Origin of the sequence: Salinibacterium sp. G-O1 (assembly GCF_030063305.1) — a bacterium.
In the GTDB taxonomy this organism is placed as follows: Bacteria; Actinomycetota; Actinomycetes; order Actinomycetales; family Microbacteriaceae; genus Rhodoglobus.
Map to the genome: position 1 here is coordinate 95,575 of NZ_JASISV010000002.1, position 16,766 is coordinate 112,340.

At 64.7% G+C, this 16,766-nt stretch carries 14 protein-coding genes; 9 read left to right on the forward strand and 5 right to left on the reverse strand.

The window, feature by feature from the left end:
- The first annotated feature begins 14 nt into the window (after positions 1–14).
- The 9 genes from QMG83_RS06780 to QMG83_RS06820 are packed head-to-tail and all read left to right on the forward strand — an operon-like array spanning position 15 to position 9,869.
- On the forward strand, positions 15–929 hold the full coding sequence (locus QMG83_RS06780; RefSeq protein WP_283505522.1) for a sugar kinase: 915 nt from the start codon (positions 15–17) through the stop codon (positions 927–929).
- Positions 926–1,552 carry a bifunctional 4-hydroxy-2-oxoglutarate aldolase/2-dehydro-3-deoxy-phosphogluconate aldolase gene (locus QMG83_RS06785; protein ID WP_283504622.1) on the forward strand — a complete coding sequence of 209 codons (627 nt, stop codon included), beginning with the start codon at positions 926–928 and terminating at the stop codon, positions 1,550–1,552. Before QMG83_RS06780 ends, QMG83_RS06785 begins: the two co-directional genes overlap by 4 nt.
- Positions 1,549–3,342, forward strand: coding sequence for a dihydroxy-acid dehydratase (locus QMG83_RS06790; protein WP_283504623.1), 1,794 nt, complete (start codon positions 1,549–1,551; stop codon positions 3,340–3,342). The genes QMG83_RS06785 and QMG83_RS06790 overlap by 4 nt, the downstream gene beginning before the upstream one ends.
- Positions 3,339–4,244 (forward strand): dihydrodipicolinate synthase family protein, encoded by a 906-nt coding sequence (locus QMG83_RS06795; RefSeq protein WP_283504624.1) that lies wholly within the window; start codon positions 3,339–3,341, stop codon positions 4,242–4,244. The genes QMG83_RS06790 and QMG83_RS06795 overlap by 4 nt, the downstream gene beginning before the upstream one ends.
- A complete protein-coding gene (locus QMG83_RS06800) occupies positions 4,241–5,125 on the forward strand; it encodes an NAD-dependent epimerase/dehydratase family protein (protein ID WP_283504625.1) in 885 nt (294 codons plus the stop codon). Before QMG83_RS06795 ends, QMG83_RS06800 begins: the two co-directional genes overlap by 4 nt.
- Complete coding sequence (locus QMG83_RS06805) at positions 5,125–6,087, forward strand: mannonate dehydratase (RefSeq protein ID WP_283504626.1); 963 nt, start codon at positions 5,125–5,127, stop codon at positions 6,085–6,087. The genes QMG83_RS06800 and QMG83_RS06805 overlap by 1 nt, the downstream gene beginning before the upstream one ends.
- The gene (locus tag QMG83_RS06810) at positions 6,084–7,046 is read left to right on the forward strand and encodes a lactonase family protein (protein WP_283504627.1); all 963 of its coding nucleotides are present in this window, start codon (positions 6,084–6,086) and stop codon (positions 7,044–7,046) included. Before QMG83_RS06805 ends, QMG83_RS06810 begins: the two co-directional genes overlap by 4 nt.
- Positions 7,039–9,072 (forward strand): beta-galactosidase, encoded by a 2,034-nt coding sequence (locus tag QMG83_RS06815; protein ID WP_283504628.1) that lies wholly within the window; start codon positions 7,039–7,041, stop codon positions 9,070–9,072. The genes QMG83_RS06810 and QMG83_RS06815 overlap by 8 nt, the downstream gene beginning before the upstream one ends.
- Complete coding sequence (locus QMG83_RS06820; RefSeq protein ID WP_283504629.1) at positions 9,057–9,869, forward strand: sialate O-acetylesterase; 813 nt, start codon at positions 9,057–9,059, stop codon at positions 9,867–9,869. The genes QMG83_RS06815 and QMG83_RS06820 overlap by 16 nt, the downstream gene beginning before the upstream one ends.
- 135 nt (positions 9,870–10,004) lie before the next feature.
- Here QMG83_RS06820 and QMG83_RS06825 read toward each other — a convergent pair whose 3' ends face one another.
- Genes QMG83_RS06825 through QMG83_RS06845 form a run of 5 tightly spaced genes read right to left on the reverse strand, consistent with a single transcriptional unit; the run spans position 10,005 to position 16,753 of the window.
- Positions 10,005–11,033 carry a zinc-dependent alcohol dehydrogenase gene (locus QMG83_RS06825; RefSeq protein ID WP_283504630.1) on the reverse strand — a complete coding sequence of 343 codons (1,029 nt, stop codon included), beginning with the start codon at positions 11,031–11,033 and terminating at the stop codon, positions 10,005–10,007.
- A gap of 49 nt (positions 11,034–11,082) precedes the next feature.
- Positions 11,083–12,003, reverse strand: coding sequence for an SMP-30/gluconolactonase/LRE family protein (locus QMG83_RS06830; RefSeq protein ID WP_283504631.1), 921 nt, complete (start codon positions 12,001–12,003; stop codon positions 11,083–11,085).
- A 13-nt stretch (positions 12,004–12,016) separates the two neighbouring features.
- Positions 12,017–12,196, reverse strand: a complete 180-nt coding sequence (locus QMG83_RS06835) for a hypothetical protein (RefSeq protein ID WP_283504632.1) — start codon at positions 12,194–12,196, stop codon at positions 12,017–12,019.
- On the reverse strand, positions 12,193–15,048 hold the full coding sequence (locus QMG83_RS06840) for an FAD-binding and (Fe-S)-binding domain-containing protein (protein ID WP_283504633.1): 2,856 nt from the start codon (positions 15,046–15,048) through the stop codon (positions 12,193–12,195). Before QMG83_RS06840 ends, QMG83_RS06835 begins: the two co-directional genes overlap by 4 nt.
- Entirely contained in the window at positions 15,035–16,753 is a 1,719-nt protein-coding gene (locus QMG83_RS06845; protein ID WP_283504634.1) for an IlvD/Edd family dehydratase, read from the reverse strand. Before QMG83_RS06845 ends, QMG83_RS06840 begins: the two co-directional genes overlap by 14 nt.
- Positions 16,754–16,766 lie beyond the last annotated feature (13 nt).

Sequence of the window (16,766 nt, forward strand, 5' to 3'; positions counted from 1 at the left end):
CGGACCGCCACGTGGTGTGCATCGGGGAGACCATGGCACAGATAGTGCCCGCCACTTCGGAATCCCTGTTGACGGCGCCGTTCTTTCTGCTTCGGCACGGTGGCGCCGAGACCAATGTCGCCGTCACGCTCGCGGCCCTTGGCACACCAGCGGCCTGGTTCGGGCGTCTGGGTGACGATGCTCTCGGGCATCGCATCCTCGATGAGGTGAAAGCGCAGGGCGTCGACGTCGCGCTCGTCGTGCTCGATCCGAGCGCGCGCACCGGGGTCTTCTTCAAAGACCCGGATCCAGAGGCTCGACGAGTGCTCTATTACCGGGATGACTCCGCAGCATCCCGAATGAACGCAAGCGACATCGAGGGCATCGAATGGGCCGATCCGTTGTGGATCCATGTGAGCGGGATAACCGCCGCGCTGTCGCCCAGTTGCCTTGCCGCCGTGGAGGATGTGCTCGACCGTGCTCGTCGAGCATCCATCCCTGTCAGCTTCGACGTCAACTACCGCCCCGTGCTGTGGCCGGATCGCGATACCGCCGCGCAGACGCTTCGAGCACTGTCTCGTCGCGCAACCGTCGTCTTCGTCGGCCTGGATGAAGCGGATGACCTCTGGGGGGCGACGACTTCAGCGGACGTTCGTGAACTGCTCCCGGAGGTGCCCATCCTTGTCGTCAAAGACGGCCCCATCGCAGCGACAGAATTCGGGCCGGATCACACTGTGGCAGTGCCTGCTCTCCAGGTTGATGTTGTTGAGTCTGTCGGCGCCGGAGACGCTTTCGCCGCAGGCTGGATCCACGCCTTTCTCAACGGCAGCGACGCTGCGGACCGGCTGCGCTTTGGCCACCTCACGGCCCGCGAAGCGCTGCTCAGCTCGACGGACCAGGGCGACCTCACGGCACTCGCGAGCCTGCGACTCGTCGGGATAACGCCGTGACCGGTGTGGGGGCGCTCAGCGCCTCCTACTTCTCTCACGCTCTGCCGCCCGGTTCGATCCTCGCGATCCTGCGAGGACACGGAGTCGATCGCACCCTTGCGCTCGCGGAATCAGTCTGGGCCGCCGGGGTGAACCTCGTCGAAATCCCGCTTCAGGATTCTCGCTCGCTCGTCGCACTGCGCGAGACAGTCGAACTCGGCAAGACGCTCGGTAAAGAGGTCGGAGCGGGAACCATCGTCTCGACCGAGCTCGTCGCGAGGGCGAGGGAGGCGGGAGCAGCGTTCACGGTCGCGCCCGGGCTTGACCCGCTCGTCGTCGCCGCCAGCGGGGAACACGGCCTTCCTCACCTCCCCGGTGTGTTTACTCCGAGTGACATTCAGGCGGCAATGAGTTCCGGATTTTCGTGGATGAAGCTGTTTCCTGCGTCAGTGCTCACCCCCGCCGGGCTGCGGCAGCTTCGTGGCCCGTTTCCCGACGTCTCTTTTGTGGCGACCGGTGGGGTCGAGGTGGCCAGTGCGGAGGAGTACTTCCGGGCAGGCGCTCGCGCCGTCGGCATCGGCGGTGCGGTCGAGTCCATCACGGCGGCAGACGTTGTCGAGCTAGGCATGGGGGTGCCGCGATGATGCAGATCAAGGCGAAGCGGTTGCGGAGCAACCAGTTTTACAGTTCCAACACGATGATCTCCGTCATCCGTAACGGGCATATGCACTCTCTTGGGCTGCCCGAGGGCGCGCTGAGGTCCGGGAAGCCCGTGATCGGCATCGCGAACAGCGCGTCAGATTTAGCTCCGTGCAACGCGCATCTGAGCGATATCGCGGAGTCCGTGAAGCGCGGAGTCCTGGACGCCGGCGGCATTCCGCTGGTATTCCCGACGATCAGTCTCGGCGAGACGAATATGGCGCCAACGACCATGCTCTTCCGGAACCTCATGAGCATGGACGTCGAGGAAATGATCCGGGCCAGTCCGATCGACGGAGTCGTGTTGTTGGGCGGTTGCGACAAGACCGCGCCAGCGCAGCTCATGGGGGCAGCGAGTGTGGACATCCCCACCCTCGTCGTTACCGGCGGACCGATGCTCACGAGCCGATTCAGAGGTAAACCGCTGGGCACCGGCACCACAGCGTCGAAAATGGCTGACCAGGTGCGAACCGGCGAAATCACGCCCAATGAGTTCTTTGCTACTGAAGTTTGCTACGCCCGGAGCGCTGGCCACTGCGCCGTGATGGGAACGGCGTCGACCATGGGCAGCACGATCGAGGCTCTCGGCATGCAGCTTCCGGGGACTTCTTCGATACCCGCCCCGGAAACAGGCAGGCGGCTCGCGGGGCATGAGGCGGGCCGACGCATCGTTGAGATGGTCGCTGAGGATCTGCGACCGTCCGCGATCATGACCCGGGCGGCCTTTGAGAACGCGATCAAAGTGAGTGCGGCACTCAACGGATCGACCAACGCGGTGTTGCATCTTCTGGCGATCGCAGGGAGGGTCGGCGTCGAGCTGTCTCTCGACGACTTCGACCGGTGGAGCAGGGACATTCCTCTCCTGGCAAATCTGCAACCCACCGGAACGTACTTCATGGAGGACTTTCATCACGCCGGCGGCTTGCCAGCGCTGATGGCCCGTCTCACCGATCACCTTCATCTCGACGCGATCACCGTCAGCGGCGGCACGGTCGGTGAGAACCTTGCCTCTGCCGAGTGCTACGACGACGATGTGATCAGAACTGTCGAGACCGCGCTGGGAACCGGCTTCGGTACAGCCGTTCTGCGGGGAAACCTTGCTCCGCAGGGCGCTGTTATCAAGCAGGCGACCGCGAGCGAGTCGCTCATGGTTCACCGCGGTAGGGCGGTCGTCTTCGATTCCATCCGCGAGTGCCAGCTCCACATCGATGACATCGACCTCGACATTGATGCGACGTCAGTTCTCGTCGTAAGAAACGCGGGCCCGGCTGGATACCCCGGGATGCCGGAGGTGGGAAAGCTCCCCATCCCGCGCAAGCTGCTGGCGGCGGGAGTGACCGACATGGTGCGCATATCGGATGCCCGGATCAGCGGCACATCATTCGGCACCGTCATCGTTCATGTCGCACCGGAGGCGGCCAAGGGTGGGCCGATCGCGTTGGTTCGCACGGGTGACATCATTAGGCTCGACGTCCCGAACCGCAGCCTTTCGCTGGAGGTGGATGAATCCGAGCTCGAGGTCCGCCGAGCGCTGCTTGCGCGCGATGAGGTGCGGTTCCAGCGCGGCTATGCCCGCCTGTACGTGGATCACGTGCTTCAGGCCGACCGCGGTGCCGATTTCGACTTTTTGGTCGGCAGCAGCGGATCCGATTTCACCGGGGGAGACCCTCACCTGCCACCGGACGAGAACGAATTGCTGCGACCAGCATTCTCAGCGGCGGAGACGACAGCATGACCAGGTTTCGCGGCATCTTCAGCATCCCGGTCACCCCATTCAACGAATCCGGGGACGTCGATCTGGGTGCGCTGGCATCGGTTGTCGATTGGTGCATCTCGGAAGGCGCCCATGGTCTCGTAACGCCCGTGTTTGTGAGCGAGTTCTTCACCCTCACCGAGGAAGAAGCGCACCTCGTGCTGGCCACGACTATCAACGCGGCCGACGGACGAGTCCCGGTGATCGCCGGCGTTTCGGCCGCATCAACCCGAGCCGTGCGGGAGGCGGGGGCCCGGGCGCGTGATGCTGGCGCGAGCGCGGCAATCGCGCTTCCTCCTTATGTCAGGAAAGCGACTTTGGCGGGGGTGATCGAATATTTCGAGGTGCTCTCGGCTGCATTCGACGGGCCCGTATTCGTTCAGAATGCGGAGGGCCCGATCGGCACACCTATGAGCGCCTCGCAGATGCTCGAGCTCACCAAGCGGATCCGGCACGTTTCCTGGGTGAAGGAGGAGACTCTTCGGTCCAGCCACGTTATTACGGCTCTGCTCGCAAGCTCAGGCGACGGTCTCACAGGCGTCATGGGCGGAAAAGGCAGCCGGTTTCTTATGGATGAGTACCGTCGCGGCCTCGCCGGAACGATGCCCGGCTGTGAGTTCACTCGACTCAACGTGGAGCTGTGGGGGGCTCTCGAACGCTCAGATCTGGAGCGCGCTCACGACCTGCACTCGGTGCTGCTGCCGCTTGCATCGATGGAAGACCAGTACGGAGGGCCCGCGTTCTGCAAAGAAGTTCTTCGTAAACGGGGGGTTATCTCCTCCACAGTCGTCCGCGAGCCTGGTTCACCTCGCATCGACGCTCCGGCGGCACAACTGTTAGACGAACTTCTCGATAGGGCTGACGCAATGATGGGACAGAAGTGAAGAAAGTGCTGGTAACCGGGGCCGCGGGCCGGGTCGGCCGCGATGTCGTCCTCGGGCTTCTCCAGGCGGGCCACGGCGTTGTCGCGGTGGATATCGCCTGGCCCGAGCGCCCTGAGGGCAACCATTCAGAGCTAGTGACGGCGACATTGGATGTCACGGATCGCTCGGGATTGGCCGAGGTGGCGCAGGGGTGCGATGCAATCGTCCATCTCGCTGGAGTTCCCCGGCCGTTGCCCGACACGCCGGAGGTGAGCTTTGGCACCAACGTGATGGCTGCCTTTGCCGCCTACCAGGTGGCAGCCGACCTCGGCATCGCGCGTGTTGTGGCCGCCTCCAGCGCCTCGGCGCTCGGACGCGCATGGGCGGAACGTCCCGAGGAGCCGCTGTACTTTCCGATCGATGAAGCGCATCCCCTCCGGGCCGCCGATCACTATGCTCTCGCCAAAGGCACTGTCGAGAGGATAGGGCAGTCATTCTCGCGCGAGACGGGACTCACCGCGATCGCGCTTCGCTTCCCGTGGGTGTCCATCGACGAGATGCTCCTGGATCGAGTTGCCCTCGCCAATGCCGATCCCACTGGGGGAGTCTGGTTTCGGGACATCTGGAGTTACGTCCGACCCGACGACCTCGCGAGCGCGTTCGTCGCAGCAATCGCGGCCGACGCCGCGACCACTACCGTGAACATCGTTGCCCCAGACACCCTGATGGAAGCTCCCACCGAAACCCTGCTGAGACAGTACTTTCCCTCGGTCGAGATTCGCGAGCCGATCATCGGAAATGAACCAGCGTGGAGTTCCGCGCACGCGAGAAACGTGCTCGGTTTCTCACCGCTGACGTCGTGGCGCGACCTGCAGACCCTCAGCGTGGAACGAGTCAACTGATGAAGCTCTCCTATCAACTGACCCAGGATTTCGGGACTCGCGAACTGGACTTCGTCAAACAACTTGGGCTCGATGTGGTCTCAGTCAACCTGAGCGAGCCCGGCCCCGGGGACCTGCAACAGGCGGTCGCACGGATCACCGCGAGCGGACTGCAGGTGGGAAACATCGCCGACAAGCGCCTGCGCAACATGCCCGAGGTGACGCTGAACCTGCCGGGCCGGGACGAAAGAATCACCGCATTCACCGAACATCTCCACGAGATCGCCGATCTTGGGATGCAGTACATGACCTACGCCCATATGGGCAACGGGATCTGGACGTCTCCGCCGAGCGCAACGCGCGGCGGTGCGGTCACTCGCAGCTATAGCGAACGTGACGCGTACGGTTTCTGGATTGACGACCGTTTTCACACGCCGCTGAGTCACGGCCGCACATTCTCGGAACAGGAAATTTGGGACAACCTCTTCTACTTCCTCGATCGAGTGCTCCCGGTGGCCGAGAATCTGGGCGTCCGAATTGGGGTTCATCCGGACGACCCCCCTCAGGCGGTGGTGGCCGGAGTTCCGAGGCCAGCCTTCTCCAGCCTCGACGGGTATGTTCGAGTTTTCGACACCGTAGATTCCCCTGCGCTGGGGGCCTGCCTCTGTGTCGGTACGTGGCTCGAGGGCGGCAGCCACAGCGGCGGTGTGCTCACTGCCATTGACGAGTTCGCTCGCCGGGGGAAGCTGTGGAAGGTCCATCTCCGGAATGTCAGCGCACCCCTGCCCGAGTTCACAGAGACCTTCATCGATGATGGCTACGGAGACATCAAAGCCGTTGTCTCGGCGCTCGACCGCGTCGGGTTCGATGGCCTGATCATCGCGGACCACGTCCCGACGATGGTGGGCGGCGACCTCACCTCGTGGGCATATGCGATTGGCTACATCAAGGGCCTCATCGCCTCAGCTGGGTCTGGGCTGTGAACTACACGATCGCTACCGGCTCCTATCAACCTGACGGGGCTGTGACGCTGTACCGACGCACGACTGAAGGGTTTGAGGCCGTCGGTCGCGGCGGACCTGGACGCGTTTCTTTCATCGCTACCACTCGTGACGGGCTCACGGGCGTTGTCGAGGCCGATAGCGGCCAGCTCGTGGAGCTGACTCTGAGCCAGTTGGACGTCTTTACGACGAGTCAGATCGCGCTTCACGAGTCCGCGCCGTGCTTCCTGGTAGTGCTCCCTGACTCTCAGATCCTGATCGCGAATTATGGATCTGGCTCTGTGACCCTCATGCCGGGGCTCCATACCGTGAGGTTCCCGGAGCTGCCGTCAGGCCGGGCACCCCGGCAGGAGTCATCCCACGCCCATCATGCGGTCGAGACCTCGTGGGGAACCGTGCTGGTCTCAGATCTCGGATCGGATTGCCTCGTCGAACTCGACGTTGAAGCGGATCAGCCTCGCGTCATACGCACCATTCCCATCGCGGCGGGTGCCGGTCCGCGACACATGACCTGGCTGGGGTCTCGGTTGGTTGTGATCGGGGAACTGGACTCTGCTCTTCACATCTTGTCCATCACGGCATCTGACGCGCGCGAGGTGCAGGTCATCCGCAGCTATGGGGGTGAAGCAGACGATCAGTCACAGCCATCTCATGTTGCAACCGACCCCACTGGCCGGTGGGTTCTTGTTCTGAACAGGGGCCGCGACACTGTGGCGGTCTTCGACGGGTCGGAAGAATCCCTGCGACTGCACACCGAGGTGCCCTGCGGTGGCACATGGCCCAGACACTTCGCCTTCGTGGGAGATCGCGTTCTCGTCGCGAACCAGCGGTCTGACAGCATCGCGGAATTTGAGTTCAATCACCATGAGGGATCACTCCGCCTCATCTCATCCTTCGCGTCGCCCGCGCCATCCTGCATAGTGGAGATTAATCATGAATGACAGTCAGCGTCACGTCGGGCGACGCGTTCTCGGCGCACAGGTTTGGTTCGCGCCAGACGAGTACGACACCGATGCGGAGATCGACGCCGTCTTCGACACGATGGCCCAGCATCAGATGCTGCTGGCCAGAGTGAGTCTGAACTGGAACTACGTCAATCCATCACCGGGCGTGTGGGACTTCGATCTTTTCGACAGGGTGTTCGTCTCGGCTCACCGCCACGGGGTTCAGATCACCGCAACGATCTGGCCGCAGGGCAAATCGGCGACGCTCGGCAACGTGCCCGATACCAGCGAACGCTGGACGATGGGCGAGGAATATCTGACTCGCGTCATCGAACACTTCCGTCACGCACCTGCCCTCGAAAGCTGGGTCGTCATGAACGAGCCAGGACAGCCACCCGCCGAAACGCCGTTTGCGCGCCAGCGGTTCCGCGCATGGCTGAGCGATCGATACGGAACAATCGACGAACTCAACACGGCATGGATACAACGAAGCGCACTGACTCCTCACGCCCCATACGCGAGTTTCGACGAGATCGAATTTCGCGAATCCGACTTCGACCCCGTGGTCTGGCTTGTGCCGCTGATGGACTGGCAGGAGTTCTGGCGAGACCACCTGGCCTGGTACATGGGGTGGGTCTCCGCACAGGTTCGACGTATCGATCCAGACCACCCGCTGCACGCCAATCCCCACGGGGTTATCGCCAACCTCGCTGGGCATTCCTTCGATTTCCCCCAGTGGCGGGAGTTTCTGGATTCCCTGGGGGTATCGATCTATCCGTTACATATGCGGGCATTCGGCGCAGAGCGGCACACGCTTGCGTTCTCCTATGTGATCGAACTTCTCCAGGGCGCCATGGGCTCGAAACCTGTCTGGGTGACGGAGCTCGTGGGCGGACACGTGCACTTCTCCCATGACAGCGCCTATTCGCCCGATCCGATCCAGCTCGCTCAATGGCTCTGGGTCTCCTACGCAAGCGGCGCCGAGCGGGTCGTCATGTGGATGCTCAACGGCAGATGGAAGGCGCGGGAGGCAGGCGAATTCAGCCTTCTCGACTATCTGCGCCGTCCGACCGACCGACTCAGAGCGATCTCGGATGTGATCACCTGCATCAATAAGGATCTGGACGGCCTGGAGGGCTCCGAGCCCATGGTCGCCAATGTGACTCTTCTGGTGAGTCCCGAGACGATGTCCCAGCAATGGATCAGAGAGAAGGGCGATGGAGCACCGGGCAGGGGCAAAGACGCGCACCTGCTGAGCCTGCTCGGAGTGTTTGAGGCGCTCGCGGCGCTCGGCGTGACCCCGGCGATCGCCCATGCCGATGACTTCGGGTGGGAGGACTCACGCGCAGAACCGCATCTGCTGATCGTGCCCCACGTCACGGTGATGAGCTCTGAATTGCTGTCGCGACTGCAGCGCTTCGTGCAGCTGGGTAATCATGTCGTGATCGAGGGGCATTCCGGGTTCTACGATCGCACCGGCATGTTCTGGCCAATGGAGAAGGTGTTCCCGCTCGAAGCGCTGGTGGGCGCGCGACCGATCGAGATCGAGCTGCCCGCGCACGACGTCGAATTGTTGCTGGGGGATGGAGCGCCGCTCTCGATGCACATGTGGGAAACGAAGCTCGAAATCACAACCGGAGAAGCGATCGCCTCCGTCGAGGGCAGACCAGCCGGAACACAACAGGGAACCGTAGTGTGGCTTCCGCAACTGTTGGGGCTGGCCTCGTTCCAGAGCAGTCCGCAGCGACTCGCCGAGGCTCTCGCACCACTGGTCGAACCTTTCCGCACCGATCCGTTCAGGCTCACGTCGACACCCGGTGCCATCGTGCTCCGGACTCTGCGGTTGCGCGATGGCTACCTCACGGTCGTTGCCAACCAGACATCAGAGGCGCAGGTGGTGAGGCTTGAGGCTCCAGCGGGCTTTATCGGCGAGTCGGTTGGCGCATCGGCGAAGTTTGACGCACAGGGCGACTGCGAGTTGAGCGCTCACTCGACGGTCGTCACGCGATGGCGTCTGCCGTGAGTGCCGCCGGCTTCGACATCATCGTCGGTGCTGGACAGTCCAACGCATTGCAGTCAGACGAACCGATTCTCGGAGAGCGCGCAGAGGATGCGCGGGTGCACATCTGGGAGGGTGAGACCAGTCGTGTGGTCGAGTCGAGCGAGACCTACCTGCTGCCCGAGTTCGCGAGGGAATACGTTCGAACGCTCGCGCCCGAGCGACGAGTGCTGCTCGTCTCTGCCGCCGAGGGCGCAACGGGCTTCACGACGTCGTCACTGCAACCCTGTCCGCCAGGCTACAAACCGGGGGTGGGCACGTGGAATCGCGAACTCGTCGACGACCCAGAGAATCTATATCTTCGGCTCGTTACTCGCGTCACCGACGCTCTGCATGCAAATGCTGGGTCGCGCCTTGTCTGCCTTCTCTGGTCGCAGGGCGAATCGGATTGTATTCGTGAGCCTTTTCTCGATGAACGGGAGTATGCGGCTCGCCTTGACGACCTGATTGTGACGTTTCGCGCGGATGTGGGCGTTCGGGATCTCCCGGCGATCATCGGGTCGATGGTTCCAGAGTGGTACCAGGAGACAGCCGAACGACGCAGTATCGCGAGAGCGCTCGAGGAAACCCCCTCCAGGTTGCCCTTCGTCTCGTACGTGTGGGGGCCTTCAGGCCTACCGAAGACGGATGAGCCGATCCATTGGGCCACCGAGGCCCAACAAATCCGCGGCACGGAGATGGCCACATCGGGCCTCGCAAGAGCGCTCAGAAACACCGACCCGGTCGGCAACCCATTGGCGGATTCTGCCCACGAGGGTTGAGGGCGTTACTCGCTCAAGGGGCGATAGTCCGAAGCGTCGCTCGACGTCGGCGAGGACGCGATCGGCCCCGACGAGCCGATCCTAGCCGTAGGTGGCCTCAGTGGGGGCGCGGTCGGTCGTGGTCACCATCGTCGCCTACCCGAGAAGGCGCGGATTGACATGCACCTTCGGGCCGGGCCCAGCACCCTCGCCGCGGCGCCCTTCGAGTCGCGCGGGCACGTCCTCGAGAGCGACGACCTCGCTCACGATCGGATCGGGCACCACAGCGCCACTGGCGAAACTGGCGATGGCCCCGGCCAGCCCCGGCGAGGCTGAGAGGATCCCGACAGCCGTGATGTCCTTCAGCGCGACATCGCGGGTGTCAACGAGGCTCGGCGTGGATGAGAGGCCGATGTAAACCACGCGGCCCGCAGGCTTGGTAAGCCGCACCGCGAGGGCCGGCATCCCCTCGTTGCTCGTTGCTTCGATCACCGCGTCAAACTCGTCTTCATGACCATTCGCGAGGTCGTCGAGCTGCCAGGTGTGCTGAACTCCCAGCGACCGCGCGAGTGCAAGGGATCCCTCGCGAACTCCGCCGACGTGAACGTCGGCTCCCTCAGCGAGCGCGAACTGGGCGGCGAGCAATCCGATGGTGCCCGAGCCCAGCACGAGAACCCGGTGGCCGGGTTCGATGTTGGCTGCTCGGACCGCGCGCAAGGAATTGCCACCGGGTTCGACCAGAGCCGCGGCCGTGACGCTCACGCTGTCAGGGATGTGGAAGGCGAAGCGGGTGGGAATGAGCATCCGCTCCGCCAGGGCTCCCGACCAACCGTCGCGAATACCGACCTCGAAACGCTTGGGGCACACGTGATGGTGGCCCGCCTGGCAGTATTCGCAGCGGCCGCAGCCGAGCATGGTGTCGCCAGTCACCCGCCTGCCGACCCACGCGAAGTCTTCGGGTGAACCGGCCGCCACCACGCGACCGGTCCATTCGTGGCCGAGTCGAAGAGGAAACGTTGTGAATCCCTGTTCGATGTAGGCCATCTCGCCCGTGTAGAGCTCGACATCGGTACCGCAGATGCCGACACGCTCTACCTCAACGAGAAGCTCTCCCGGGCTCGCCACCGGTTCCGGGACCTCCTGCACCTCGGCCCTTCGAGGTGCGGTGACAACCAAGGCGCGCATCAGCTGGCCGCTGCGGTCTCGGATCCGGCGGAGCCGATACGGACGAGTCTCATGAAGGGGACCTTTCGTTGTCTGGCAGGAGCCAATAGGGGTTAGTTGTGCTTCCGGCCCAGCGGTGGGCTGGAAGACCTGTCGCGCCCACGTCGGCCACGAAGATGGCACCGGTGTTGTCGGTTGTCTGGGCGCCCTCGATGCCTGTGGTGATCGCGAGCCGGTCAAGGTTCGGCCCGACGAATCCCGGGCAGGTGACCTGAAGCGCGTCGACCTCGACGACATCGAGCAGTTCGCCGGCAGGGGAGTGGCGTCTCACGCTGCTCCCTCCGAATTGCGCGATCCAGAGCATCCCGTCGCTGTCGACGACGAGGCCGTCCGGATACTCCGGGAGGTGGGTCTCGTCGAGAACGGTGACCCAGGGCTCGCGCACGTCGAAGGTGCCGGGCCCGTACGAGTGACTCGAGACTGTCTTCGCCAGCGTGTCGACATGATAAATCGTGTTGCCATCGGGGGAGAAGGCGATTCCGTTGGACAGTCGGATCCCTTCGCGGAGCACCTCGACCGTGCCGTCGGGGGAGATCCGCATGAGCGATTCTTTGCCGGTATCACCGCCGACGGTCAGGGTGCCGACGATGAACGCGCCGAACATGTCCGCCGTCCCATCGTTGAGACGCACACCCGGCCTCGCGTCGATCAGATCGGGACCGATCGAGACCTCACCGGATGGCGAGATGGTGGCGAGTCCTCGGGCGGCGGCAACGAGCTGGCCGCCGTCGTCCGCCAGGGCAACAGCCCCGGCCGTCTCGCCGATACTGATGCTCTCGAGCACACTGAGCCTGCCGCCACGCAGCTCGCCGGAGAGCACTCGACCCTCGCGGATGTCGACCCAGCGGATTACCCCGTGCAGGTCATCCCAGAGGATCCCCTCGGCGAGGTCATACGTTGCCTGGGTGGCGGGGGTGCCGTAATAAATCATTCGTGCCTCAGCATCAGTAGGTGGCCCGTCCGCCGGAGATGTCGTACACGGCGCCCGCGTCGGTGATGTCGACGGTGAAGTCGACATCGGGGTAGACGTCTAGGGTGAAGACCTGAACGCCGTCGGCTCGCAGGCGGGTGGTGCAGGCGGCGCCCAGGCCGCTGACTCCACCGGTAACTAACGCTCGTCTCATGACGTGCTCCTTGCCGCGTGGTCGACGACCTCGAGTATGTGTTGGTATGGATGCCCGGTGGCCCGGGTCATCCCGATCTCGCACGTGCGGTTGCACGATACATAGGCGTCAAAATCGCCAGCGTTGACCTCGGCGGACTCGCGCTCGGTCGCGCTGGCGGTGAGCTCAGGATGAAGCATCCCCCGGTCGCCGGCGAAGGCGCAGCAGCCCCAGTTGTCTGGCACCGTGACGTCGTCCGCGACTGCCGCGGCGAGGGTGGCGAGGTTCGCGTTCGAACCGGCCCGCGTGCTCGAGCAGGTGGGATGCACGACGACGCTGTCCAGCGCGACGGTGACCTCGAGGTTCGGCAGGATGTGCTCGACTGCGAAGTCCACCGCGTCCACAATGCGCATGCCGTGGTACTCGGGGTGCTCCTGGACCACGTTCTCCAGTGCAAGCGCGAGCCCCTCTGAACAGGAGGAGTTGTCGCACACCACAGGAAGCCGGCCGTGGTCGGATGCCTCCCACAGCGCGGTCGCGGTGCGGGCGACCATGTCGTGGTACCCATCGAGCATGCCCTTGGATTTCCAGGGCGTGCCGCAGCACAGGCTGCCAATGCTTTTGGGACGCAGAAGGCCGATGCCGGCCTTCTCGGCGAGCGACTGGAACGCGACGGCAACACCATCGCCGCCCTCGGCGGGGCCGAACATGGTTCCGACGCAGGCCTGGAAGTACACAGCCTGCGCGACTCCCGTGGTGCCGGAGCGGCGTTTACTGCCGCCCTTGGGAAGGTCTTTCGACCACAGCGGCAGTACGTCGGCGCCGACCGCGGCGCGAGCAGCCGTGCTGGGTGCGGTGATGAGCGGGGCCGGGACGACCGAGGCGACGCTGAGCGCGAGGGAGGCGATCCCGGTGACCGGGCTCCACGCCTTCCCGGCCGCGTTCCACACCGCGCTATTGACCGCGCCGACGGTTTCGGAGCGCAGGCGGCGCACGAGGTCGCCGGTGTTGATGAGCACGGGGCAGGCGGTCTGGCACATGCCATCGACGGCGCAGGTGTCGACCACCTCGTACCCCTGGCCCGCCCTCAGCTCCTTCGCGAGTGCCGTATCGCCGCGCAGGTCAGCCTCGGCGATCGCGCGCTGCACCACGATCCGCTGCCGGGGAGTGGTGGTGAGGTCTTTGCTCGGACACACAGGTTCGCAGTACCCGCACTCCACGCAGCGGTCGACCTCGGCCTCGATGGTCGGGGTCGACTTGAGGTTGCGCAGGTGGAGGTCGACATCGGTGGTGAGGATCGCGTCGGGATTGAGGATGCCGGCAGGGTCGAACGCGCGCTTGATGTCGAGCATGATCCGGTACAGCGCGGGCCCGTACTGCCGCTCGACAAACGGGGCCATGATGCGACCGGTGCCGTGCTCAGCCTTGAGGGTGCCGCCCGCACCGAGCACCAGCTGCACCATGTCCTCGGTGAAGGCGCGGTAGCGGGCGAGGTTGGCCTCTGATTCGAAGTCCTCGGTAATGAGGAAGTGCACGTTGCCGTCCTTGGCATGCCCGAAGATGACAGCGTTCCCGTAGCCGTGGATCTCGAACAGGCGGGTCAGTCCCGCGCAGGTCTCCGAGAGCCGGGCGACCGGTACCGCGATGTCCTCGAGAAGTGCGGTCGTGCCCGATGGGCGCGCTCCGGCGACTGTCGCATAGAGCCCTTTCCGGATGTGCCAGAGGGATGCCCGCACCCTCGCGTCGCGCGTGAGTACCGGTGCGGCGGTCAGGGGGAGCCGGGCGAAGAGCTGCTCCGCCTCTCCGCTCAGCTTCTGCAGGGTGGATTCGTCTTCGGCCTGGTACTCGACGAGAAGCGCGCAATGGTCGACGATCGCGAAGTCGGGCAGGGCGTCGCGCGACTCCGGGTCGATCAGTGCCGCGCGCAGCGATGCGGCATCCATGAGTTCGACCGTCGCAGGGCCGGTGGCGATGATGTCGACGAGGGCGTCGGTCGCGGCGCGGAGGGTGTCGAAGACCAGCAGCGTCGTCGCCGCGTGCTTCAGCAGTGGCACGGTGTTGAAGGTGGCCTCGGCGACGAAGCCGAGGGTGCCCTCGCTGCCGACGATGAGGTGCGCCAGGATTTGTGTCGGCGTCTCGTGGTCCACGAGCGCGTTCAGGCCGTAGCCCATCGTGTTCTTGATGCCGAACTGGCGCACGATCTCGGCGGTCAGCGCGGCATCGGCGAGAACCTGCGCACGAAGACCAGCGAGAGTCGCCCAGAGTTCGGGCTCAGCCCGCTGGAGCACGGAGTCGGGCTGCGAAGTGTCGACAACTGTGCCGGAGGGCAGCACGACGATCGCCGAGCGCAGGGTGCGGTACGTGTTTTGCTCGGTGCCGCACGCCATGCCGCTGGAGTTATTCGCGACGACGCCGCCGATCGTGCACGCGATCTCGCTGGCGGGGTCCGGGCCGAGCTTGCGACCATGGCGAAGCAGGCGCGCGTTGACCTGGCGCACGGTCGCTCCGGGTTCCACGCGTGCGACGAGGCCATCGTCCTCGATCGAGATCGATCGGAAGTGCTTGCGCGTGTCGACGAGGATACTGCCGGTCGAGGCCTGTCCTGAGAGCGAGGTGCCGCCTGAGCGGAACGTCAGCGGCTCTGCGTTCTCCGTCGCGTAGGCGAACAGAGCGGCTACCTCGGTGGCGCTCGTCGGCGTCACAACGGCCCGCGGCGTGAGCAGGTAGTGCGAGGCATCCACCGCAGCGATCACGCGGTCGAAGGCGCTCGTTGACACGGCGCCGCGCCGCGGGAGGGCGACACCGATGGCGGCGCCCAGCGCACTCTCGTCGCGCGTCAGGTCGACGCGCGATGCCGACTCAATGAGACTCACGCGAGACCCGGCCTCCGGATGATCCGACCAAGAAGTCGAGGTCGGCACCCTGATCCGCCTGCAGCACGTGGTCGACGTAGAGTTTCGCCCAACCGCGGACCGGGGCCGCGTAGGCCGCCTCGCTGGCGGGGGACTGGCCGCGGGCCTGCAACTCCTCGTCGGAGACGGCCATGCTGAGTGAGCGGTTCTTGACGTCGACGGTGATGATGTCGCCCGTTCGCACGAAGGCGAGGGGGCCACCCGCGGCGGCCTCGGGGGCAACGTGCAGGATGACCGTGCCGTACGCGGTGCCTGACATCCGCGCGTCACTGATGCGCACCATGTCGCGCACACCCGCCTCGAGCAGCTTGCGAGGCAGCGGCATGTTTCCGACCTCGGGCATGCCCGGATAACCCTTCGGGCCGCAGCCGCGCAGCACCAGCACCGAGTCGGCGGTCACATCGAGGTCGGGGTCGTCGATGCGCACCCGCATGTCTTCGATGCTGTCGAAGACGACAGCCGGGCCGGTGTGCTGAAGCAGCTCGGCGGTGGCCGCCGATGGCTTGATGATCGCACCGCGGGGGGCCAGATTGCCCCGCAATACGGCGATGCCGGCATCCTCCATGAGCGGCGCATCGCGGGGCATGATGACGGTGTCGTCGTAGACCGGGCTGATGCCCAAGGACGACACGAACGGGTCGCCCGTTACGGTGATCGGATCGCGGTAGAAAAGGCCCTCGACCTGAGACAGCAGGGCGAGCACGCCTCCGGCCCGAAATAAGTCGTCCATGAGAAACTGCCCGCTCGGCTGCAGGTTCGCCATCACCGGAACGCCCGAACCGGCGGCGTCAAAGTCCTCGAGGGTCAGGTCTATTCCCAACCGTCCGGCGATCGCCAGCAAGTGCACAACCGAGTTCGTGGAGCCACCCGCTGCCGCGATCGCGATGATTGCGTTGAGCAAGGATTGCTTGGTCATGATGTCGGTGGGCTTACGGTCGGCCGCGACCATCTCGACAATTCGACGTCCCGTTTCGTGCGACATAGACAACAGACGTGCGTCGGGCGCGGGGATTCCGGCGAACCCTGGCAGCGTCATGCCGAGGGCCTCGGCCATGACCGCCATCGTCGAGGCGGTGCCCATGGTGTTGCAGTGGCCCTTGCTGCGGATCATCGACTGCTCGGACGCGATGAACTGCCCGTTCGTGATGGTGCCAGCGCGCGCCTCTTCGCTGAGCCGCCACACGTCGGTGCCGCAACCAAGCGCCTCACCGCGGAAGTGACCGGTGAGCATCGGCCCACCGGGGATGACGATGGCCGGGAGGTTGATGGATGCCGCGGCCATCAGCAGCGCCGGGATCGTCTTGTCGCATCCCCCGAGCAGCACGATTCCGTCGATGGGGTTGGCTCGGAACATCTCCTCCATCGCCATTGCGGCCATGTTGCGCCACAGCATCGCGGTGGGCTTTACCTGCGTCTCGCCAAGTGACACCACGGGCAGGTTCAGCGGCACGCCGCCGGCAGCCCACACTCCGGCCTTGACCGACTCGGCCACCTCGTCGAGGTGCGCGTTGCACGGAGTCAGGTCGGAGGCCGTGTTTGCGATGGCGATCTGGGGCTTTGTCGCGTCGAGCGCGTCGCTGGGCGAACCGCGTCGCATCCACGCCCGGTGGATGTAGGCGTTGCGATCGTTGCCCTCGTACCAGGCTGCGCTCCTGAGCTCAGACACTGCAAGCCGCTTC

Bases quoted from the DNA above. Each gene is read 5' to 3' on its own strand.
- QMG83_RS06805 (WP_283504626.1), top strand. From the start codon at position 5,125: ATGAAGCTCTCCTATCAACTGACCCAGGATTTCGGGACTCGCGAACTG.
- QMG83_RS06815 (WP_283504628.1), top strand. From the start codon at position 7,039: ATGAATGACAGTCAGCGTCACGTCGGGCGACGCGTTCTCGGCGCACAG.
- QMG83_RS06795 (WP_283504624.1), top strand. From the start codon at position 3,339: ATGACCAGGTTTCGCGGCATCTTCAGCATCCCGGTCACCCCATTCAAC.
- QMG83_RS06790 (WP_283504623.1), top strand. From the start codon at position 1,549: ATGATGCAGATCAAGGCGAAGCGGTTGCGGAGCAACCAGTTTTACAGT.
- QMG83_RS06825 (WP_283504630.1), bottom strand. From the start codon at position 11,033: ATGCGCGCCTTGGTTGTCACCGCACCTCGAAGGGCCGAGGTGCAGGAG.
- QMG83_RS06835 (WP_283504632.1), bottom strand. From the start codon at position 12,196: ATGAGACGAGCGTTAGTTACCGGTGGAGTCAGCGGCCTGGGCGCCGCC.
- QMG83_RS06830 (WP_283504631.1), bottom strand. From the start codon at position 12,003: ATGATTTATTACGGCACCCCCGCCACCCAGGCAACGTATGACCTCGCC.
- QMG83_RS06820 (WP_283504629.1), top strand. From the start codon at position 9,057: ATGGCGTCTGCCGTGAGTGCCGCCGGCTTCGACATCATCGTCGGTGCT.